The 17683-nt window shown below is 63.2% G+C and carries 15 protein-coding genes; 11 read left to right on the top strand and 4 right to left on the bottom strand.

Features of this window, described 5'->3' with window-relative positions; all coding sequences use genetic code 11:
- Window positions 1-10: 10 nt before the first annotated feature.
- The 4 genes from F8A90_RS15760 to map all read right to left on the bottom strand — a co-directional run bounded on the left by F8A90_RS15760 (window position 11) and on the right by map (window position 5345).
- A complete protein-coding gene (locus tag F8A90_RS15760) occupies window positions 11-367 on the bottom strand; it encodes an ArsC family reductase (protein WP_200017883.1) in 357 nt (118 codons plus the stop codon).
- An 84-nt stretch (window positions 368-451) separates the two neighbouring features.
- Window positions 452-1651 (bottom strand): succinyldiaminopimelate transaminase, encoded by a 1200-nt coding sequence (gene dapC / locus F8A90_RS15755; protein ID WP_200017881.1) that lies wholly within the window; start codon window positions 1649-1651, stop codon window positions 452-454.
- A gap of 185 nt (window positions 1652-1836) precedes the next feature.
- Entirely contained in the window at window positions 1837-4548 is a 2712-nt protein-coding gene (locus F8A90_RS15750) for a [protein-PII] uridylyltransferase (RefSeq protein WP_200017879.1), read from the bottom strand.
- Between the two features lie 5 nt (window positions 4549-4553).
- Window positions 4554-5345 (bottom strand): type I methionyl aminopeptidase, encoded by a 792-nt coding sequence (gene map / locus F8A90_RS15745; protein ID WP_043333030.1) that lies wholly within the window; start codon window positions 5343-5345, stop codon window positions 4554-4556.
- Between the two features lie 315 nt (window positions 5346-5660).
- Here map and rpsB point away from each other — a divergent pair, with 315 nt between their 5' ends.
- From rpsB to lpxD, 11 genes are all read left to right on the top strand, one after another.
- Window positions 5661-6395, top strand: coding sequence for a 30S ribosomal protein S2 (gene rpsB, locus F8A90_RS15740; RefSeq protein WP_175089676.1), 735 nt, complete (start codon window positions 5661-5663; stop codon window positions 6393-6395).
- A gap of 178 nt (window positions 6396-6573) precedes the next feature.
- Window positions 6574-7443, top strand: coding sequence for a translation elongation factor Ts (gene tsf / locus F8A90_RS15735; protein WP_166018611.1), 870 nt, complete (start codon window positions 6574-6576; stop codon window positions 7441-7443).
- A 116-nt stretch (window positions 7444-7559) separates the two neighbouring features.
- Window positions 7560-8297 carry a UMP kinase gene (pyrH, locus tag F8A90_RS15730; RefSeq protein ID WP_225347344.1) on the top strand — a complete coding sequence of 246 codons (738 nt, stop codon included), beginning with the start codon at window positions 7560-7562 and terminating at the stop codon, window positions 8295-8297.
- Window positions 8298-8301: 4 nt separating this feature from the next.
- Entirely contained in the window at window positions 8302-8859 is a 558-nt protein-coding gene (gene frr / locus F8A90_RS15725) for a ribosome recycling factor (RefSeq protein WP_043333023.1), read from the top strand.
- 54 nt (window positions 8860-8913) lie between these two features.
- Window positions 8914-9657: a polyprenyl diphosphate synthase gene (gene uppS, locus F8A90_RS15720; RefSeq protein WP_043333020.1), complete on the top strand. Its 744-nt coding sequence runs from the start codon at window positions 8914-8916 to the stop codon at window positions 9655-9657.
- Window positions 9657-10460 carry a phosphatidate cytidylyltransferase gene (locus F8A90_RS15715; protein ID WP_200017877.1) on the top strand — a complete coding sequence of 268 codons (804 nt, stop codon included), beginning with the start codon at window positions 9657-9659 and terminating at the stop codon, window positions 10458-10460. The genes uppS and F8A90_RS15715 overlap by 1 nt, the downstream gene beginning before the upstream one ends.
- Window positions 10461-10513: 53 nt before the next feature.
- Complete coding sequence (gene ispC, locus F8A90_RS15710) at window positions 10514-11716, top strand: 1-deoxy-D-xylulose-5-phosphate reductoisomerase (protein WP_200020082.1); 1203 nt, start codon at window positions 10514-10516, stop codon at window positions 11714-11716.
- An 88-nt stretch (window positions 11717-11804) separates the two neighbouring features.
- Entirely contained in the window at window positions 11805-13160 is a 1356-nt protein-coding gene (rseP, locus tag F8A90_RS15705; RefSeq protein ID WP_200017876.1) for a sigma E protease regulator RseP, read from the top strand.
- A gap of 245 nt (window positions 13161-13405) precedes the next feature.
- Window positions 13406-15742: an outer membrane protein assembly factor BamA gene (gene bamA, locus F8A90_RS15700; RefSeq protein ID WP_172978726.1), complete on the top strand. Its 2337-nt coding sequence runs from the start codon at window positions 13406-13408 to the stop codon at window positions 15740-15742.
- 145 nt (window positions 15743-15887) lie between these two features.
- Window positions 15888-16400 (top strand): OmpH family outer membrane protein, encoded by a 513-nt coding sequence (locus F8A90_RS15695; RefSeq protein ID WP_043333014.1) that lies wholly within the window; start codon window positions 15888-15890, stop codon window positions 16398-16400.
- Window positions 16401-16492: 92 nt separating this feature from the next.
- Window positions 16493-17530: a UDP-3-O-(3-hydroxymyristoyl)glucosamine N-acyltransferase gene (gene lpxD, locus F8A90_RS15690; protein WP_200017875.1), complete on the top strand. Its 1038-nt coding sequence runs from the start codon at window positions 16493-16495 to the stop codon at window positions 17528-17530.
- The last annotated feature ends 153 nt before the right edge of the window (window positions 17531-17683 follow it).

The raw sequence follows: 17683 nt of genomic DNA, 5'->3' as shown, positions 1-17683 counted from the left end.
AAGAGGTAACTCAGTCCTGCGGTTCGTAGACCGCCTTGTCATAGCCGATCACCAGATCCACCTCGTCCTCGGCCGGATGGCGTTCGAGGATAGGGCGCTTGATCAGGGTCGGGTGCTCCAGCATCAGTGCACGTGCCGAGTTGGCATCGAGGCTGTCACGTTGTTCATCGCTCAGGTTGCGCCAGCTGGTGCTGCGTTTGTTGAGCAGGCTGCTCCAGGCGGTCTGCTCCAGCCAGGATTCCAGCAGAGTGGCGGAGAGGCCATCCTCGCGCAGGTCATGCCAGCGGTAGGGCACGCCCCGGTCGTTGAGGGCGCGGCGCGCCTTGCGGCAGGTATCGCAGGTCTTGATGCCGTAGAGCACGTGCATGGCGGTCTCCTTGAGCCAATCCGCCCCGCCGGGCGGGGCTGTCATCCAGTATTGGGTTGCTGTCAGCCCGTGCGGGCCTGGCGCTCAGCGCAGGCGTTCGACGAAGCGACGCAGGCGCCGGGCGGCTTCGACGGTCTGTTCCAGTTCGGCCACCAGTGCCAGACGAATGCGTCCGGCACCCGGATTCACGCCGTCCACCTCGCGCGCCATGTAGCTTGCCGGCAGCACGCCGACCGCCTCTTCACGCAGCAGCTCGCGGGTGAAGGCGGCGTCGTCCCCGCCCGGCACGGCCGGGTAGAGATAGAAGCTGGCTTCCGGAGTCGGGAAGTCCATCACCGGTGCGAGGATCTCGGTCACGGCGGCAAACTTCTCGCGGTAGGCATCGCGATTGGCCAGCACGTGGGTTTCATCATTCCAGGCAGCGATGGAAGCGTACTGGTGATGCAGCGGCATCGCGCAGCCGTGATAGGTGCGGTAGTGACGGAAGCGGCGGATCACCTCGCCATCGCCGGCCACGAAGCCTGAGCGCAGGCCCGGCAGGTTGGAGCGCTTGGACAGCGAGTGGAAGACCACGCAGCGCGCATAGTCATCGCGGCCCATGGCGGCACAGGCTTGCAGCAGTCCCGGCGGCGGTGTGGCTTCGTCGAGATACAGCTCCGAGTAGCACTCATCGGAGGCGATCAGGAAATCGTGCTCGTCGGCGAGGCGAATCAGCTGCTGGAAATCGGCCAGCGGTGTCACGGCGCCGGTGGGATTGCCCGGCGAGCAGACGAAGACGATCTGGGTATCACGCCACACCTCGGCCGGCACCGCGGCGTAGTCGGGGCGGAAGCCATTCTCGGCAGGGCAGGGCAGGTAGGTGACCTCACCGCCGGCCAGCAGCGTCGCGCCTTCGTAGATCTGATAGAAGGGGTTCGGCACCAGCACGCGCGCCGGACGGCTGCTGTCCAGCGAGGCCTGGATGTAGGCGAACAGTGCCTCGCGGGTGCCGGTGACCGGCAGGACCTGCTGGTCGATATCCGGCGTGGCGTTGAGCAAGAAGCGCTTCGCGAGCCAGTCGGCAATCGCCTGGCGCAATTCCCCCAGACCGCCGGTGGCGGGATACTTGGCCACGCCCATGATGTGCTCGCGCAGGGTGTCGAGCACGAACTCGGGCGGCGCGTGACGCGGCTCGCCGATGGTCAGTGCAATCGGGTCCAGAGCGGGATTGGGCACGACGCCCTCGCGCAGCTTGGCCAGGGTTTCAAACGGGTAGGGCTTGAGCTGGTCGAGATCCGGGTTCATGCACGTTCCATGGGTGATGGCCGTGGCAGCCAGGCTGCCGGCCGAGCAGGGAGGAAGGCGTCCGCGAGTCGCCGGACTGCCATGCAGGTCGACTCGCGATTATAGGGAAGCCGGCCGGTCCCCTCAATCGCGGGGTGCCGGCCGGCGCTTTCCCTCTGTACTCTCGTCACGTGCCGTCACGCGCCTCAGCCGCGCTCGCCGACCTCGAGGACTTCGGTCAGGGCGTCACGCAGGCGTGTCTGGCGCTCGGGATCGGTGATGGGCTCGCCGGCGCGGTCGGTGATGAAGAAGATATCCTCGACGCGCTCGCCGAGGGTGGCGATCTTGGCGGCATCGATGGCGATCTCGTGCTCCATGAACACGCGGCCGATGCGCGCCAGCAGGCCCGGGCGGTCCGAGGCGATCACCTCCAGCACGCTGCGGCCGTTGGTGTAGTCCTGACTCAGCGTGATGCGCGGCGCGATGCGGAAGTGCTTGAGCTGGCGCGGCGTGTGGCGATTGACGATCACCGAGTAGTCATCCGGGTCATCCAGCTCCTCGACCAGATGGGTGCGGATATCGGCCAGGCGTGCGGCGTCGCGGATCGGCTCGCCGTCATCGTCGAGCAGGATGAAGGTGTTGAGCGTCCAGTTGTGACTGGAGGTGGCGATGCGCGCATCGTGGATCGAGAGCCCCAGCTGCTCCAGCGCCGCGGCGGTGGCCGCGAACAGGTTGTCCACCGAACGCGTGTGGATGAAGACCTTGGTGCCGCCTTCGGTCATCTCCTCGGTGGGCGCGCTGGTCAGCACCAGCGGCAGCGGCTCGCCATGCTCGTCGAGCTGCGGTGCCGCCTGGCGCGCGAGGATGCCCTGGGTGTGCCAGGCCACCTCGCTGGGCGCGTAGCGCACGAAGTAGTCGTCGCCGAGGCTGGCCCACAGCGCCTCGGCGTCAGTGCGGGTAGTGCCCATGCCAGCCAGCAGGGACAGCGCCTCCTCACGGGTCTCGGTGATCCACTCATGGCGCTCCGGCGGATGCTCGAGGCCACGACGCAGCGCCCGGCGTGTCTCCATGTGCAGCTGGCGCAGCAAGGCCGCACGCCAGCCGTTCCATAGCGACGGGTTGGTGGCGTTGATGTCGGCCACCGTCAGTACGTAGAGGTAATCGAGGTGCGTCTCGTCGCCGACGATCTCGGCGAAGCGGGTGATGATCTCGGGGTCGGCGATGTCCTGCTTCTGGGCGGTCATCGACATCAGCAGGTGGTGGCGCACCAGCCAGCTCAGGGTGCGGGTGTCGCGCGGGCTGAGGTCATGACGGCGCGCGAAGTCCTCGACTTCCACGGCACCGATCTCGGAGTGGTCACCGCCACGGCCCTTGCCGATGTCGTGATAGAGCCCGGCGATCCACAGCAGCTCCAGCTTGGGCAGCTCGCGGATCAGGGTCGCGGCGACCGGGAATTCCTCCTCGGCATCGGGGGCGCGGAATTCCTGGGCGACCTTGAGCAGGCGCAGGGTATGCGCATCGACGGTGTAGACGTGGAAGAGGTCATGCTGCATCAGTCCCACGGCACGCCCGAAGGCCGGCAGATACTTGCCGAGAATGCCGTAGCGCGCCATGCGCTTGAGTACGCGGGGCACGTTGCCGCCACAGCGCATCAGCTCCATGAACAGGCTCTGGTGGCGTACGTCGTCGCGGAAGGCGTCGTCGATCTGGTGGCGATGATCACGCAGCGCGCGGATGGTATCGGCGCGCACGCCCTCGATCTCGGGGTGCTGCGCCATCAGCAGGAACAGCTCCAGCAACGCGGCGGGACGGCGGCGGAACACGCCTTCCTCGCGCAGGCTGATGTAGCCGCTGCGGATCTCGAAGCGCGGATTGAGCGGCACGATGTTGACCGGCTCATCGTGGCGCAGGATGGCCTCGTCGAAGTGCTGCAGCAGCATGTCGTTGAGGCCCGCCAGGGCGGTGACGTGGCGGTAGTAGCGCTTCATGAACTGCTCGACCGCCAGATGTTCGGGCGTGTCGCGGAAGCCGAACAGCTCGGCGATGGTGCGCTGGTGGTCGAACAGTAGACGGTCCTCGGCGCGCCCGGCCAGCATGTGCAGCGCGAAGCGTACCTGCCACAGGAAGGCCTGGCCCTGGCTGAGAATGCGCAGTTCGGCATCATTCATGAAACCCAGCGCGACCAGGTTGTCATAGCGCTCGACCCCGAAGTGACGCTTGGCGACCCAGCCGATCATCTGGATGTCGCGCAGGCCGCCGGGCGATGACTTGATGTTGGGTTCGAGGTGATATTCGGTGTTGGCGAACTTGTGGTGACGGGCGATCTGCTCCTGCCACTTGGCCTCGAAGAAGGCTTCGGCCGGCCACAGACGGTCGGTGGCCAGACGTTCACGCATGGCCTCGCGCAGCCGCTGCGGGCCGGCGATGACGCGGGATTCCAGCAGGTTGGTGATGACGGTGACATCGGCGCGTGCCTCACGCTCGCAGTCACTCAGCGAGCGCACGGACTGGCCGATCTCGAGACCGATGTCCCACAGGAAGGTGATGAAGTCGGACAGCGCCTCACGGTAGGGCGTGTCGTCGTCCTGCTCCAGCAACAGCAGCAGGTCGATGTCGGAATGCGGGTGCAGCTCGCCGCGGCCGTAGCCGCCCACGGCGAGCAGGGCGATGCCGTCATCCGGCCAGGTCTGACGCTGCCAGGCGATGGCCAGCAGGCGATCGATGGCGCGGGCACGACCATGGATGAGGTCGCGGATGTCGGCGCCCGCCTTGAAGCGAGCCTCGAGACGCTCCTGTACCTGTGCCAGAGCCCGCTTGAATAGTGGGATGGGGGTCTTCGTCGTGGCCAGCTCGCCGTCGAAGGTGACGGCATCGTAGAGCGCTTCACGCTCGACGAAGTGATAGTGGTGCAGGAGCATCTTGATCAACCCTCGAGGAAGGAGAGGTCCTCTTCCGTGCGACGTGTCAGTACCTCGACGCCGGTGGCGGTGACCAGCAGGGTGTGCTCCCACTGGGCCGAGAGGCTCTTGTCCTTGGTGACGGCCGTCCAGTCGTCCTTGAGGACCTTCACCTTGTAGCCACCGACATTGACCATCGGCTCGATGGTCAGGCACATGCCTTCCAGAAGCTCGGCGTCGGCACGGGCTTCGTAGCCGTCATAGTGCAGCACCTGCGGGTCTTCATGGAAGCCGGCGCCGATGCCGTGGCCGCAGAAGTCACGCACGACACTGTAGCCTGCCGCTTCGGCATGCTTCTGGATCGCGCGACCGATTTCTGACAGGCGTACGCCCGGACGTACCAGCTCGATGCCTTTATAGAGGCATTCCTGGGTGACGCGGCACAGACGCTCGGCCTGGATGCTCGGCTCGCCGACGATATACATCTTCGAGGTGTCGCCGTGATAGCCGTCCTTGATCACGGTGATGTCGATGTTGAGGATGTCGCCTTTCTTTAGCTTCTTGTTGTCATCGGGGATGCCGTGACAGACCACGTGATTGATCGAGGTGCAGATCGATTTCGGGAAGCCGTGGTAGTTGAGCGGCGCCGGAATGCAGCCCTGAACTTCGGTGATGTGATGGTGCGCGATGCGGTTGAGCTCGCCCGTGGTGACGCCGGGACGGACATGCTCGTCGAGCAGCTCCAGCACTTCAGCCGCCAGACGGCCGGCGACGCGCATCTTGTCGATTTCTTCAGCTGTCTTGATGGGAATGTTCATGAGGACTCGAGGCAGGAGATAAGAGGGATGAAACGCCGCCAGGCCGCGCGTGACGGGGGAATGGCGCGACGCATCGCATGCCGCGTCGGGCAGTGGCGACTTCATATCGTGGTCGAGCTATGGTATAAAGCCGCGCGCTTTCCTGCAAATTCTCCTCGATCGGCTACCTCCGGGCGCCTGGCCGAGGCGAGATTGAAGGACTGACGTACATAACCCCAATCCACACACGTTCCGTCACATGGTCCCGGGTGCCGCGCAAGCGGTCGGATCCATGGGGGACGTGGAGGCCCAACCCGATATCCAGGAGATATTCACATGGCGCAAGTCAACATGCGCGATCTGCTCAAGGCAGGCGCACACTTCGGTCACCAGACCAAGTACTGGAACCCGAAGATGTCCAAGTTCATCTTCGGCGCTCGCAACAAGATCCACATCATCAACCTCGAGCACACCCTGCCGGCGCTGAACGAAGCCGTGTCAGTGGTCGAGAAGATGGCTGCCAATGGCAACAAGATCATGTTCGTGGGCACCAAGCGCGCTGCCGGCAAGATCATCAAGGAAGAAGCTCGCAAGGCGGGTCAGCCGTACGTCAACCATCGCTGGTTGGGCGGCATGCTGACCAACTTCAAGACCATCCGTCAGTCCATCAAGCGCCTGCGTGAAATCGAGCAGATGCATGAAGACGGTACCTTCGCGAAGCTGACCAAGAAAGAAGTCCTGATGGCCACTCGTGAGCAGGAGAAGCTCGAGCGTTCCATCGGCGGTATCAAGGACATGGGCGGCCTGCCGGACGCAATGTTCGTGATCGACGTTGACCACGAGCGCATCGCGATCAACGAAGCCAACAAGCTGGGTATCCCGGTCATCGGCGTCGTCGATACCAACTCCAACCCGGACGGCGTGGACTACGTCATCCCGGGTAACGATGACTCCATCCGCGCCATCCAGATCTATGTCCAGGCAATTGCAGGCGCCTGTGGCAAGAACAAGGAAGAAGAGCTGGCCGGTGAGTTCGTCGAAACTGCTTCTGAAGAAGACGCAGCAGAGTGATCCTGGCGGCTTGATCTGACTGTCACAAACGCTGCGCTACACTAAGTGCGGCATGGCCTAGCCAGGTGGCAGTCAGGTCAGGCAATGAGGGGGCCACGGCCCCCTTATTTGCGACCGTTCAGCGGTCGTGACCGAATTCCCGTATTCAAAGACGTCGACACGACAGAGGTTTCATCCCATGGCAGCTATCAGCGCATCTATGGTCAAGGAACTGCGTGAGCGTACTGCGCTCGGCATGATGGAATGCAAGAAGGCTCTTACCGAAGCCGGTGGCGACATCGAGCTGGCGATCGAGAACCTGCGCAAGAACTCCGGCCTGAAGGCCGCCAAGAAAGCTGGCCGCGTGGCCGCTGAAGGCGCCATCGTCATCAAGGTCGCCGACGACGCCAGCTACGGCGTGATGGTCGAAATCAACTCCGAGACCGACTTCGTCGCTCGTGATGACAATTTCAAGGCCTTCACCCAGCTGATCGCCGATCGTGTGTTCGCTACCAAGAACACCGACATCGCTTCCCTGATGGAAGGCGAGCTGGAAGACACCCGTGGTCAGCTGGTTCAGAAGATCGGTGAGAACATCTCCGTTCGTCGTGCCGAGCTGGTCGAAGCGCCGGCTGGCGGCGTCGTCGGTGGTTACGTCCACGGCGGCCGCATCGCAGCACTGACCCTGCTGAACGGCGGTACCAGTGAAGCAGCCAAGGACGTCTCCATGCACGTCGCAGCCGTCAACCCGGTCTGTGCACGTCCGTCCGACATGCCGCAGGAACAGATGGACGCTGAAAAGGCCATCATCCTTGCCCAGCCGGACATGGCAGGCAAGCCGGCGGAAATCGCCGAGAAGATGTCCCAGGGTCGTCTGAAGAAGTACCTGGCCGAGAACAGCCTGACCGAACAGCCGTTCGTCAAGGATCCGAACCAGACCGTCGCCGAGTTCGTCAAGGCCGCCGGTGGTGAAGTGGTATCCTTCGTGCGCATGGAAGTCGGTGAAGGTATCGAGAAGGAAGAAGTCGACTTCGCAGCTGAAGTCCGTGAGCAGGCCAGCCGCGCGTAAGGGCTGACTGTTTTCGCTTCTCATGATGGCGTGCGCATAGTCGCACGCCATCGTGTATCTGGCCCCCGCCTTCGGGCCGCCCCGTTCCCCGTATGTCAGTATCAGGAGAGATTCGCATGGCCACCATTTCCGCTGAACGCAATGCCAAGTACAAGCGCATACTGCTCAAGCTTTCCGGTGAGGCCCTGATGGGCGATGGCGATTTCGGCATCGACCCCAAGGTGCTGGATCGCATGGCGCTGGAAATCGGTCAGCTGGTGGGCATCGGCGTCCAGGTCGGCATCGTCATCGGTGGCGGCAACCTGTTCCGTGGCGCAGCCCTGCAGGAAGTCGGCATGGAGCGTGTGACCGGTGACCATATGGGCATGCTGGCGACCGTGATGAATGGTCTGGCGCTGCGTGATGCGCTGGAACGCTCCAACATCCGTTCACGCGTGATGTCTGCCATCCCGATGAGTGGCGTGGTAGAACATTATGATCGCCGTACCGCCATCCGTTATCTGACGTCTGGCGATGTGGTCATCTTCTCCGCCGGTACCGGCAACCCGTTCTTCACCACCGATTCCGCTGCCTGTCTGCGCGGTATCGAGATCGACGCGGATGCCGTCATCAAGGCGACCAAGGTGGATGGTGTCTACGACAAGGACCCGGTCAAGTTCCCGGACGCCGTGAAGTACGACAGCCTCAGCTACGATGATGCGCTGGACCAGAAGCTTGGCGTGATGGATTTGACCGCCATCTGCCTGGTACGTGACCATGACATGCCGGTGCGGGTGTTCAACATGAACAAGGCAGGCGCGCTGCTCAACCTGGTGGTGGGTGGCAAGGAAGGCACGCTGATTGATAGAGGGTAAGACTGTGATCAACGACATCAAGAAAGACGCCGAATCACGCATGAAGAAGACCATCGAGTCCCTCGGTGCCGCCTTCGGCAAGATCCGTACGGGTCGTGCGCATCCCAGCATCCTGGATGCCGTGACGGTCGATTACTATGGTAGCCAGGTACCGCTGAATCAGGTGGCCAACATCACCACCGAAGATGCGCGCACCCTGACTGTCGTGCCGTGGGAAAAGCCCATGGTGCCGAAGGTCGAGAAGGCCATCATGACTTCTGACCTGGGTCTCAACCCGTCCACCGCCGGTGACGTGATTCGCGTCCCGATGCCGATGCTGACGGAAGAGACGCGTCGCGGTTACACCAAGCAGGCGCGTGCAGAAGCGGAAAACGCCCGCGTGGCGCTCCGCAATGTGCGTCGTGACGCCAATGGCGACATCAAGAGCCTGCTCAAGGACAAGGACATCTCCGAAGACGATGCACGTCGCGGAGAAGACGAGATCCAGAAGCTGACCGACAAGTATGTGGCGGAAGTCGACAGTGCTCTGGAGCACAAGGAAACCGACCTGATGCAGGTCTGATCGGGTCTGCCGCCGGCGTTTGCCGGCGGCATCCGGTGCTCGTAGCGAGACCCCATGACGTCACCGAATTCCCCCTCCACGCCACGCCATGTGGCGATCATCATGGACGGCAACAACCGCTGGGCGAAGTCCCGCGGCTGGGCTGGCATACGCGGCCATCGCGCCGGTGCCGAAACCGTCCGCAGTACCATCCGTCGCGCTGCCGAGCAGGGCGTGGAAGTGCTGACCCTGTTTGCCTTCTCCAGTGAGAACTGGAAGCGTCCGGCCAATGAAGTCAGTGCGCTGATGGAGCTGTTTCTGCTGGCGCTCAAGCGCGAGGTCAAGAAGCTTCATCGCCACGATATCCGACTCTCGGTCATCGGCGAGCGCAGTCGTTTTTCCAATTCGATTCAAAAGCATATCCAGAGCGCCGAAGACATGACGCGCGGCAATCGCGGCATGCACGTGGTGATCTGCGCCAACTATGGCGGCCGCTGGGATATCGCCGAGGCCGCCCGCCGTCTGGCGGAGCAGGTCGAGCGCGGCGAGCTCAAGGCAGCGGATATCGACGAGTCGCGCCTCGGGGCGGAAGTGTGCCTGAGTGAACTGCCGGAGGTGGATCTGTGTATCCGCACCAGCGGTGAGCAGCGTATCTCCAACTTCCTGATCTGGCAGCTGGCCTATGCCGAGTTCTATTTCTCGCCCGTGCTGTGGCCTGATTTCGACGCGGCGGCCTTCGATGAAGCGCTCAGCGCCTACGCCCTGCGTCAGCGTCGTTATGGCATGACCAGCGAACAACTCGACGCCGAGGGGCTCTAGTGCTCAGACAACGAATCATCACCGCGCTCATTCTTGCGCCGCTGGCGCTGTGGGGGCTGTTCGGCCTCGACGGTGCCGCCTTTGCCACCTTCACCGGGGCTGTCGTCGCGCTGGCCGCCTGGGAGTGGTCCAACCTGTCTGGCGTGCGTGCCGGCATGGCACGCCTCCTGTTCCCGTTGGTGCTCAGCGTGCTGATGCTGCTGGTCTGGCAGGTCGATGGCGCTCTTGCGCGTTGGCCGCTGTATCTGGCGGCACTGGCATGGCTGGTCAATCTGCGCTGGGTGATGCGCTATCCGGCCGCCAGCCAGGAATGGCAGGCGACCGGCGTGCGGCTGGGTGTCGGTGTGCTGGCGCTGCTGCCGACCTGGTTCGGTTTCGTGCAGCTCAAGGCCAGTGGCGGCGAGTGGCTGCTGTATGTGCTGCTGATGGTGTGGGCGGCGGATATCGGTGCCTACTTCTCCGGTAAGCGCTTCGGCAAGCGCAAGCTGGCGCCACGCGTCAGTCCGGGCAAGTCCTGGGAGGGCGTCTACGGTGGCCTGGTGGCCACCGGCCTGCTGGCGACCGGCTATGCGCTGGCGGGGCTGGCCGACTGGCTGCCGCTGCTGCTGGTCACGTTGGGCGTGACGGCTGTCTCGGTGTTGGGTGATCTGCTCGAGAGCATGTTCAAGCGCCAGCGTCAGATGAAGGATTCAAGCCATCTGCTGCCCGGTCATGGTGGCGTGATGGATCGCATCGACAGCCTGACCGCGGCGGTACCGTTGTTTGCCCTGCTGTTGCCGTGGGTGCTGGGAGGTGGTGCGTGAGCACGAATGTGAACGTGAGCGTGAGCCACGAGACTCCTCTTGAGGCGTCTGCGTTGCAGCGCATCACCATCCTCGGCGCGACCGGCTCCATCGGGTCCAGCACCCTGGATGTGATCGCGCGCCATCCCGAGCGCTATCGGGTGCATGCACTCAGCGCTGCCACGCGTCACGAGGCGTTGCTGGAGCTGTGTCTGACGCATCGCCCGCAGGTGGCGGTGATCGCCTCATCCGAGGCGGCTGCGTGGCTCAGTGAGGCACTCGAGGGCGTCGAGAGCTATCAGGGCACGCCCATCGAGGTGCGCCATGGTGAGCAGGCGCTGGTCGACATCAGCGAGGCGCCTGAAGTCGATAGCGTGATGGCCGCCATCGTCGGCGCGGCTGGCCTGTTGCCGACGTTGGCTGCGGTGCGGGCTGGCAAGCGCGTGCTGCTGGCCAACAAGGAAGCGCTGGTGTGTGCCGGGCAGCTGTTCATGGATGCGGTGAAACAGCACGGGGCGACCCTGCTGCCGATCGATTCCGAGCACAACGCCATCTTCCAGTGCCTGCCGGCCCAGCATCGTGATGGTCTGGCGCCGATCGGCGTCGAGAAGCTGTTGCTGACCGCCTCTGGTGGCCCGTTCCGCGATGATGTCGAATGGCCCGTCGAGCGGCTGGCGACGGTGACGCCGGACGAGGCCTGCGCGCATCCCAACTGGTCGATGGGGCGCAAGATTTCCGTCGATAGCGCCACCCTGATGAACAAGGGCCTGGAGCTGATCGAGGCCTGCTGGCTGTTCGCCTGCGGGCCGGACGACATTCAGGTGGTCGTGCATCCCCAGAGCGTGATTCACTCGATGGCGGCCTACAGTGATGGCTCGGTGCTGGCCCAGATGGGCAATCCTGACATGCGCACGCCGATCGCTTATGCGCTGGCGTGGCCGGAGCGTATCGATGCCGGTGTCGAGCCGCTGGACCTGTTTCAGGTCGCGCGTCTCGATTTCCGTGCCGCCGACGAGACGCGCTTCCCGTGTCTGCGGCTGGCGCGAGAGGCCATCGCGGCGGGCGGCACTTGGCCTGCAGTGATGAATGCCGCCAACGAGGTGGCAGTGGCTGCCTTCCTCGAGGGTCGCCTGGCCTTCGATCGTATCCCGACAGTGGTACAGGCTGTCATGCAGGCACGCCCGCCGCTGGCGGTGGATGGCCTCGAGGTGATTCTCGCCGAAGACGCGGCGGCGCGTGAGCTGGCCGCCGCCGAGTTGGCCCTCGCCGGGCCCTGAAATCCTATCTTGCACTGTCTTGTCACTGTCTTCGTGAGCGTGGCAAGGCAGGCTGCCCATCTCGGGCACCAATCTCCAGGAGCGCGTGATGGGTGTGATCCAGAATATTCTTGCCGTGATCGTCGTGTTGGGGGTGTTGATCACCATCCATGAGTACGGTCATTTCTGGGTCGCGCGTCGTTGCGGCATCAAGGTGCTGCGCTTCTCCATCGGCTTCGGCAAACCCTTCTGGTCGTGGACCGATCGTCACGGCACCGAGTACGGGGTCGCCGCCATCCCGCTGGGTGGCTACGTCAAGATGCTGGATGAGCGCGAAGGGCCGGTCGATCCGGCCGAGCGTCATCTGGCCTTCAATACCAAATCCGTCTGGAAGCGTATCGCCGTCGTCTCGGCGGGCCCGCTGGCCAACTTCCTGCTGGCCATCGTCGCCTATTGGGCATTGTTCGTCGCCGGTACCACGACGGTGGTGCCGATGGTTGGTGCCGTGGCGCCGGACTCGCCGGCCGGCCGCGCTGGCCTGGCGCCGAAGACCGAGATCGTCGCCATCAATGGTCAGGCCACTCCCTCGTGGGATGAGGTCAACCTGCGCTTGATCGGTGCGATCGGTGATGACAGCCTGACGCTCACCACGCGTGCCGAGGGTGCCAGCGCCACGCGCGAGCAGTCCCTCGATGTGACACGCTTCCTGGTCGATCAGGATCCGCCGCGTCCGCTGGTGACGCTGGGCATCACGGCCTGGCGTCCTCAGTTGCCGGCGGTGCTGGGGCGTGTGCTGGACGGTGGCGCCGCACAGGCGGCAGGTCTGCAGGCAGGTGACCGCATCGTCAGCATCGATGGCACCCTGGTGGTCGACTGGATCGATTTCGTCGAGCGCGTGCGCGGTGCGCCGGGCGAGACGCTGTCAGTACTGGTGGCACGTGATGGCAAGGAAGAGACGCTGTCACTGACGCCTGCCAGCAATTCGCTCGATGACGGGCGTGTGGTGGGGCAGGTCGGCGCCGGCGTCGAGAACGTCAGCTGGCCCGAGCAGTATCAGCGCGAGCTCAGCTTCGGGCCGCTGGCGGCCGTCGGCCAGGCCGTCGGCAAGACCGGCGAGATGACGGTGCTGACGCTGGATTCGATCCGCAAGATGCTGGTCGGTCTGATCGCACCGTCCAATCTGTCTGGCCCGATCACCATCGCGCGTATCGCCGGCGACACGGCGCGCTCTGGCCTCGAGGCCTTCCTCGGCTTCATGGCCTATCTCTCCATCAGCCTGGGTGTCCTGAACCTGCTGCCGATTCCGGTGCTGGATGGCGGTCACCTGCTGTTCTATCTGGTGGAAGCCGTGCGCGGCAAACCACTTTCGCAAGGGGTCCAGGATGCAGGGTTGAAGATCGGCATGGCGCTGGTCGGCTCCCTCATGCTGATGGCCATCTATTTCGATCTCATGCGTCTTTGGTGATGGATTCGGGGAGTCATCAGCACGTGATGGCTCCCGCAGGATGAACCGAATCTGAACTGTCGATGCCCATGGGGGTCAATTCATTGCACGGGCTGGTCAATGCGATCAACTCCCGTCATCATGCCCACACGACTTCGGCCCCGATTGCCGATCCTCACTCGCAGCTGTCTTGTCAGTTGCAGGGGGTTGTGTATAAGGTGCCTGTTCACCCAAGCGGGCGGAATCCAGAGAAGCGAAGCGACTGCATGAAACTCAAGACCATTGGATTGGCAGCTGCGCTGCTCGGGGCCAGTCAGGGCGCCTTGGCCGCATCTTTTAAAATTTCGGACATCCGGGTAGAGGGCCTCCAGCGCGTGTCTGCGGGCACCGTCTTCAACGCCTTCCCCGTCTCCGCGGATCAGAATGTGGAAGAAGAGGACCTGTCCTCGGCAGCGCGTCAGCTGTTCGATACGGGCCTGTTCGACGACATCCGCCTCAAGCGTGATGGCGATGTCCTGATCATCGATGTGGTCGAGCGTCCGACGATCTCCAAGATCGAGATTGACGGCAACTCGCAGATCCCCGACGAAGACCTGCGCAAGGGCCTCAAGGAAGCAGGGCTGGCCGAGGGTCAGGTTCTGCAGCGCTCCACGCTGGAAGAGATGCAGCGTGAGCTCGAGCGTGTCTACCAGGCTCAGGGCCGCTACAGCGCGCGTATCGAGACCTCTGTCGAGGAGCTCGAGCGCAACCGCGTGCAGGTCAACATCGACGTCAAGGAAGGCGCGATCGCCAAGATTCATCAGATCAACATCGTCGGCAACGATGCCTTCGATGACGAGACCCTGCGCGAACAGCTGGAGCTGGAAGACAAGCCGAGCTGGTTCTTCGGCTGGTTCTCCGATGATGAATATTCGCGTGAGAAGCTGACCGGCGATATCGAGACCCTCAAGTCCTGGTATCTCGATCGCGGTTACGTCAACTTCCAGGTGCGCTCGACCCAGGTGTCCATCTCGCCGGACAAGTCCGAGATCTTCGTCACCATCAACGTCGATGAAGGCAAGCCGTACAAGATCGGCAACATCGGCTTTGCCGGTGACCTGAAGATGAAGGAAGAGCGTGCCCGCGATCTGGTCAAGCTCGCCCCGGATGCCCTCTATTCCCAGCGTGATGTGACCGCTTCCAGCGAGGCGCTGCGCCAGGCGCTGGGTGCCGACGGCTTCGCCTTCGCCAAGGTCAATGCGGTGCCGGAGGTCAACGAGGAGAGCGACACCGTCGATCTGACCTTCGCGGTCGACCCCGGCAAGCGCGCCTACGTGCGTCGCATCAACTTCAAGGGCAACACTACTACCGCAGACGAAGTGCTGCGTCGTGAGATGACCCAGCTGGAAGGTGCGCCGGCCTCCACCGACAAGATCAAGCAGTCCAAGCAGAAGCTTGAGCGCCTCGGCTTCTTCAAGCAGGTCGATGTCGACACGCGCCCTGTCGCCGGCGAGCCGGACCAGCTGGACGTCAACTACAACGTCGAGGAGCAGCCGTCAGGCTCGATCTCGGCGTCGGTCGGTTTCTCCCAGGGAGACGGTGTCATCTACGGGGTGGGTCTGTCGCAGAAGAACTTCCTGGGCACCGGTAACGAAGTCAACATCAACGCCCAGAAGTCGGATGACTACACCAACGTCAGCTTCGGCTATACCGACCCGTACTGGACGCTGGATGGCATCTCGCGCGGCTACAACATGTTCTACCGCAAGGTGGACTACGACGATGATGACGACGTCGCCAGCTACGCGACCGACAGCTTCGGCGGTGGCATCAACTTCGGTTACCCGATCAACGAGCTGTCACGCCTGAACTTCGGCGGCGGTTACGAGTTCGTGCGCGTCAAGGACTTCGATGACAGCCCGGCGGAGGTCACCCAGTTCATCGAGGATGAAGGCGAAGACTTCAACCTCTACAAGCTGACGGCCAGCTGGTCTCGCAACAACCTCAACCGTGGCATCCTGCCCACGGCGGGCAGCTCTCAGTTGCTGTCGCTGGAAGTGGCGGTGCCGGGCTCCGATGCGGATTACTACAAGCTCCGCTACAAGGGATCCAAGTTCTTCGAGCTGAGTCAGGACTGGTCACTCAAGTTCCGTACCGAGCTGGGCTATGCCAACTCGTTCTCCGGCGATACCTATCCGTTCTTCAAGAACTTCTATGCCGGCGGTCTGGGCAGCGTGCGTGGCTATAGCTCCAATACCCTGGGGCAGGCCACCACCGAGCAGAACGATGGCGACGACGATACCATCGGCGGCAACATCCTGATCGAAGGTGGGGTGGACCTGATCTTCCCGATGCCCTTCATCAAGGACAAGCGCTCCGTGCAGCCGTCGTTCTTCGTCGATGCCGGTAACACCTATCTGACGTCGTGCTACGACGTGAGCTCCAGTGATACCAGCAGCTGTGAAAGCGGCGTCGACCTGGGTGAGCTGAATTACAGTGCCGGTATCGGCCTGTCGTGGATCACGCCGGTAGGTCCGTTGACCTTCAGTGTTGCCCAGCCGATCGGTGACGATGACGACGATGACACCGAGATCTTCCAGTTCTCGCTGGGCCAGACCTTCTAAGGCCGTACGATGCCGCACCCGCTTTGGCCGGTGCGGCTTTCGTCACGACCACCGGCGGCGCTGTCCCTGTTCTGTCGCCGGTCCTCACACCGTCAGTCACTGAGTCATCAGTGACTGAACAACAGGCCTACAAGGAGTTTGTGTGATGCGTAAATTGACCCGCGCCCTGTGTCTGGCTGGTGGCCTTGCCGCCATGGCGACTCCGATGCTGGCACAGGCCACCGAAGTCGCGGTCCTCGACTGGCGCCAGGCGCTGTTGAGTTCCGACTCGGCCAAGATTTCCATGAACCAGCTCAAGAATCAGCTGGCCGGCAAGCAGGACCAGGCCAAGGCACTCGCCAAGGAACTGGAATCCCTGCAGGCCAAGCTGCAGAAGGATGGCGCCGTGATGTCCGATTCCGAGCGTCAGTCCGTGCAGCAGCAGCTGCGCCAGAAGGGTGGCCAGTTCCAGCAGCTGCGTGGCCAGGTCCAGCAGCAGCAGCAACAGGCGGAGCAGACCTTCCTCAAGCAGTCCAAGCCGAAGCTCGACAAGGCCATCCAGCAGGTCGTCGACAAGCATGGCATCGAGCTGCTGGTCGATCGCAATGCGACGGTCTACAGCAAGGACGGTATGGACCTGACCAATGAAGTGACTCAGGTGTTCAACTCGCTCAACTGAGTGCATCCCGCGCGCGCAAGCGTGCGGGATGTGTTGCATCCGAGCATGCCAACGCGAATGCGAGCCAGAGGCGCCCAGCGCCCAGAGACAGAATGAAAAAGCGACAATTCTCTTACACTCTCGAGGATCTGGCTCAGCGGCTGGGCGCTCGTCTCGTCGGTGACCCGGCTGTCCGGGTCACCGGCCTGTCGACGCTGGTCGATGCTGAGCCCGGCGATATCGCCTTCCTCGCCAATCGCGCCTACCTCAAGTATCTCGGGGAAACCGCCGCGACTGCCGTGCTGCTGCATGAAAGCCATCTTGAAGAGTGCAAGGGCAATGCCCTCGTGCTGGACAATCCGTATCTGGCCTACGCTGAGCTGTCGCGTCTGTTCGACCCGCTGGCGGTCGAGCCTCAGGCGAGCGTGCACACCAGTGCCGTCATCGACGAGACCGCAACCCTGGGGGCCAATGTCGAGGTCGGCCCGCAGGTCGTGATCGGTCCGGGTGTCAGCATCGGTGACAACACGCGCATTCAGGCGGGTTGCGTGATCGGGGCTGACAGCGTGCTGGGCGAGGGCTGTCTACTGCATCCCAATGTCACGCTCTATCATGGCGTGGTGATCGGGGCCCGTGCGGTGCTCCACAGCAGCTGTGTCATCGGCGCCGATGGCTTCGGCTTTGCCCACGATGGCAAGGGCTGGCACAAGATCGCCCAGCTCGGCGGCGTGTTGATCGGCGATGATGTCGAAGTCGGCAGCTGCACCAGCATCGATCGTGGCGCGCTCGGCGACACCATCATCGGCAATGACGTCAAGATCGACTCCCAGGTCCAGATCGCGCACAACGTGCAGATCGGTGACCACTCGGCGCTGGCGGGCTGTGTCGGCATCGCCGGCTCCACCAAGGTCGGGCGCTATTGTCTGATGGGCGGTGGCGTGGGTCTGGCGGGGCACCTGGAAATCGCCGATGGCGTGCAGGTGACCGGCATGAGCCTGGTGACCAACTCCATCACCAAACCGGGCGTCTATTCCTCCGGCACCGGCGCGATGGACAACGGCCTGTGGCGCAGAAATGCTGTACGTTTCAAGCAGTTGGATCAGTTGGCGCGACGCTTGAATCAGGTCGAGAAGAGTTTGAAGGACAAGTAGTACTGCAAGCCCGGGTAGTACCTGTCCAGAGCAGAGTCTCGCACCTGCTTGGCGCACTGTCGGGCAATGAGCGGCTGCCAGCCACGCGCAAGGACGCTATAATGCGCGCCATTGCCCGAACGGCGGTCCGGACCGTCATTACATGCCTGCCCG

The organism is Cobetia sp. cqz5-12, assembly GCF_016495405.1.
GTDB lineage: Bacteria > Pseudomonadota > Gammaproteobacteria > Pseudomonadales > Halomonadaceae > Cobetia.
The sequence above is the reverse complement of the archived record's forward strand: the minus strand, read 5'-3'. Positions and strand labels throughout refer to the sequence as shown.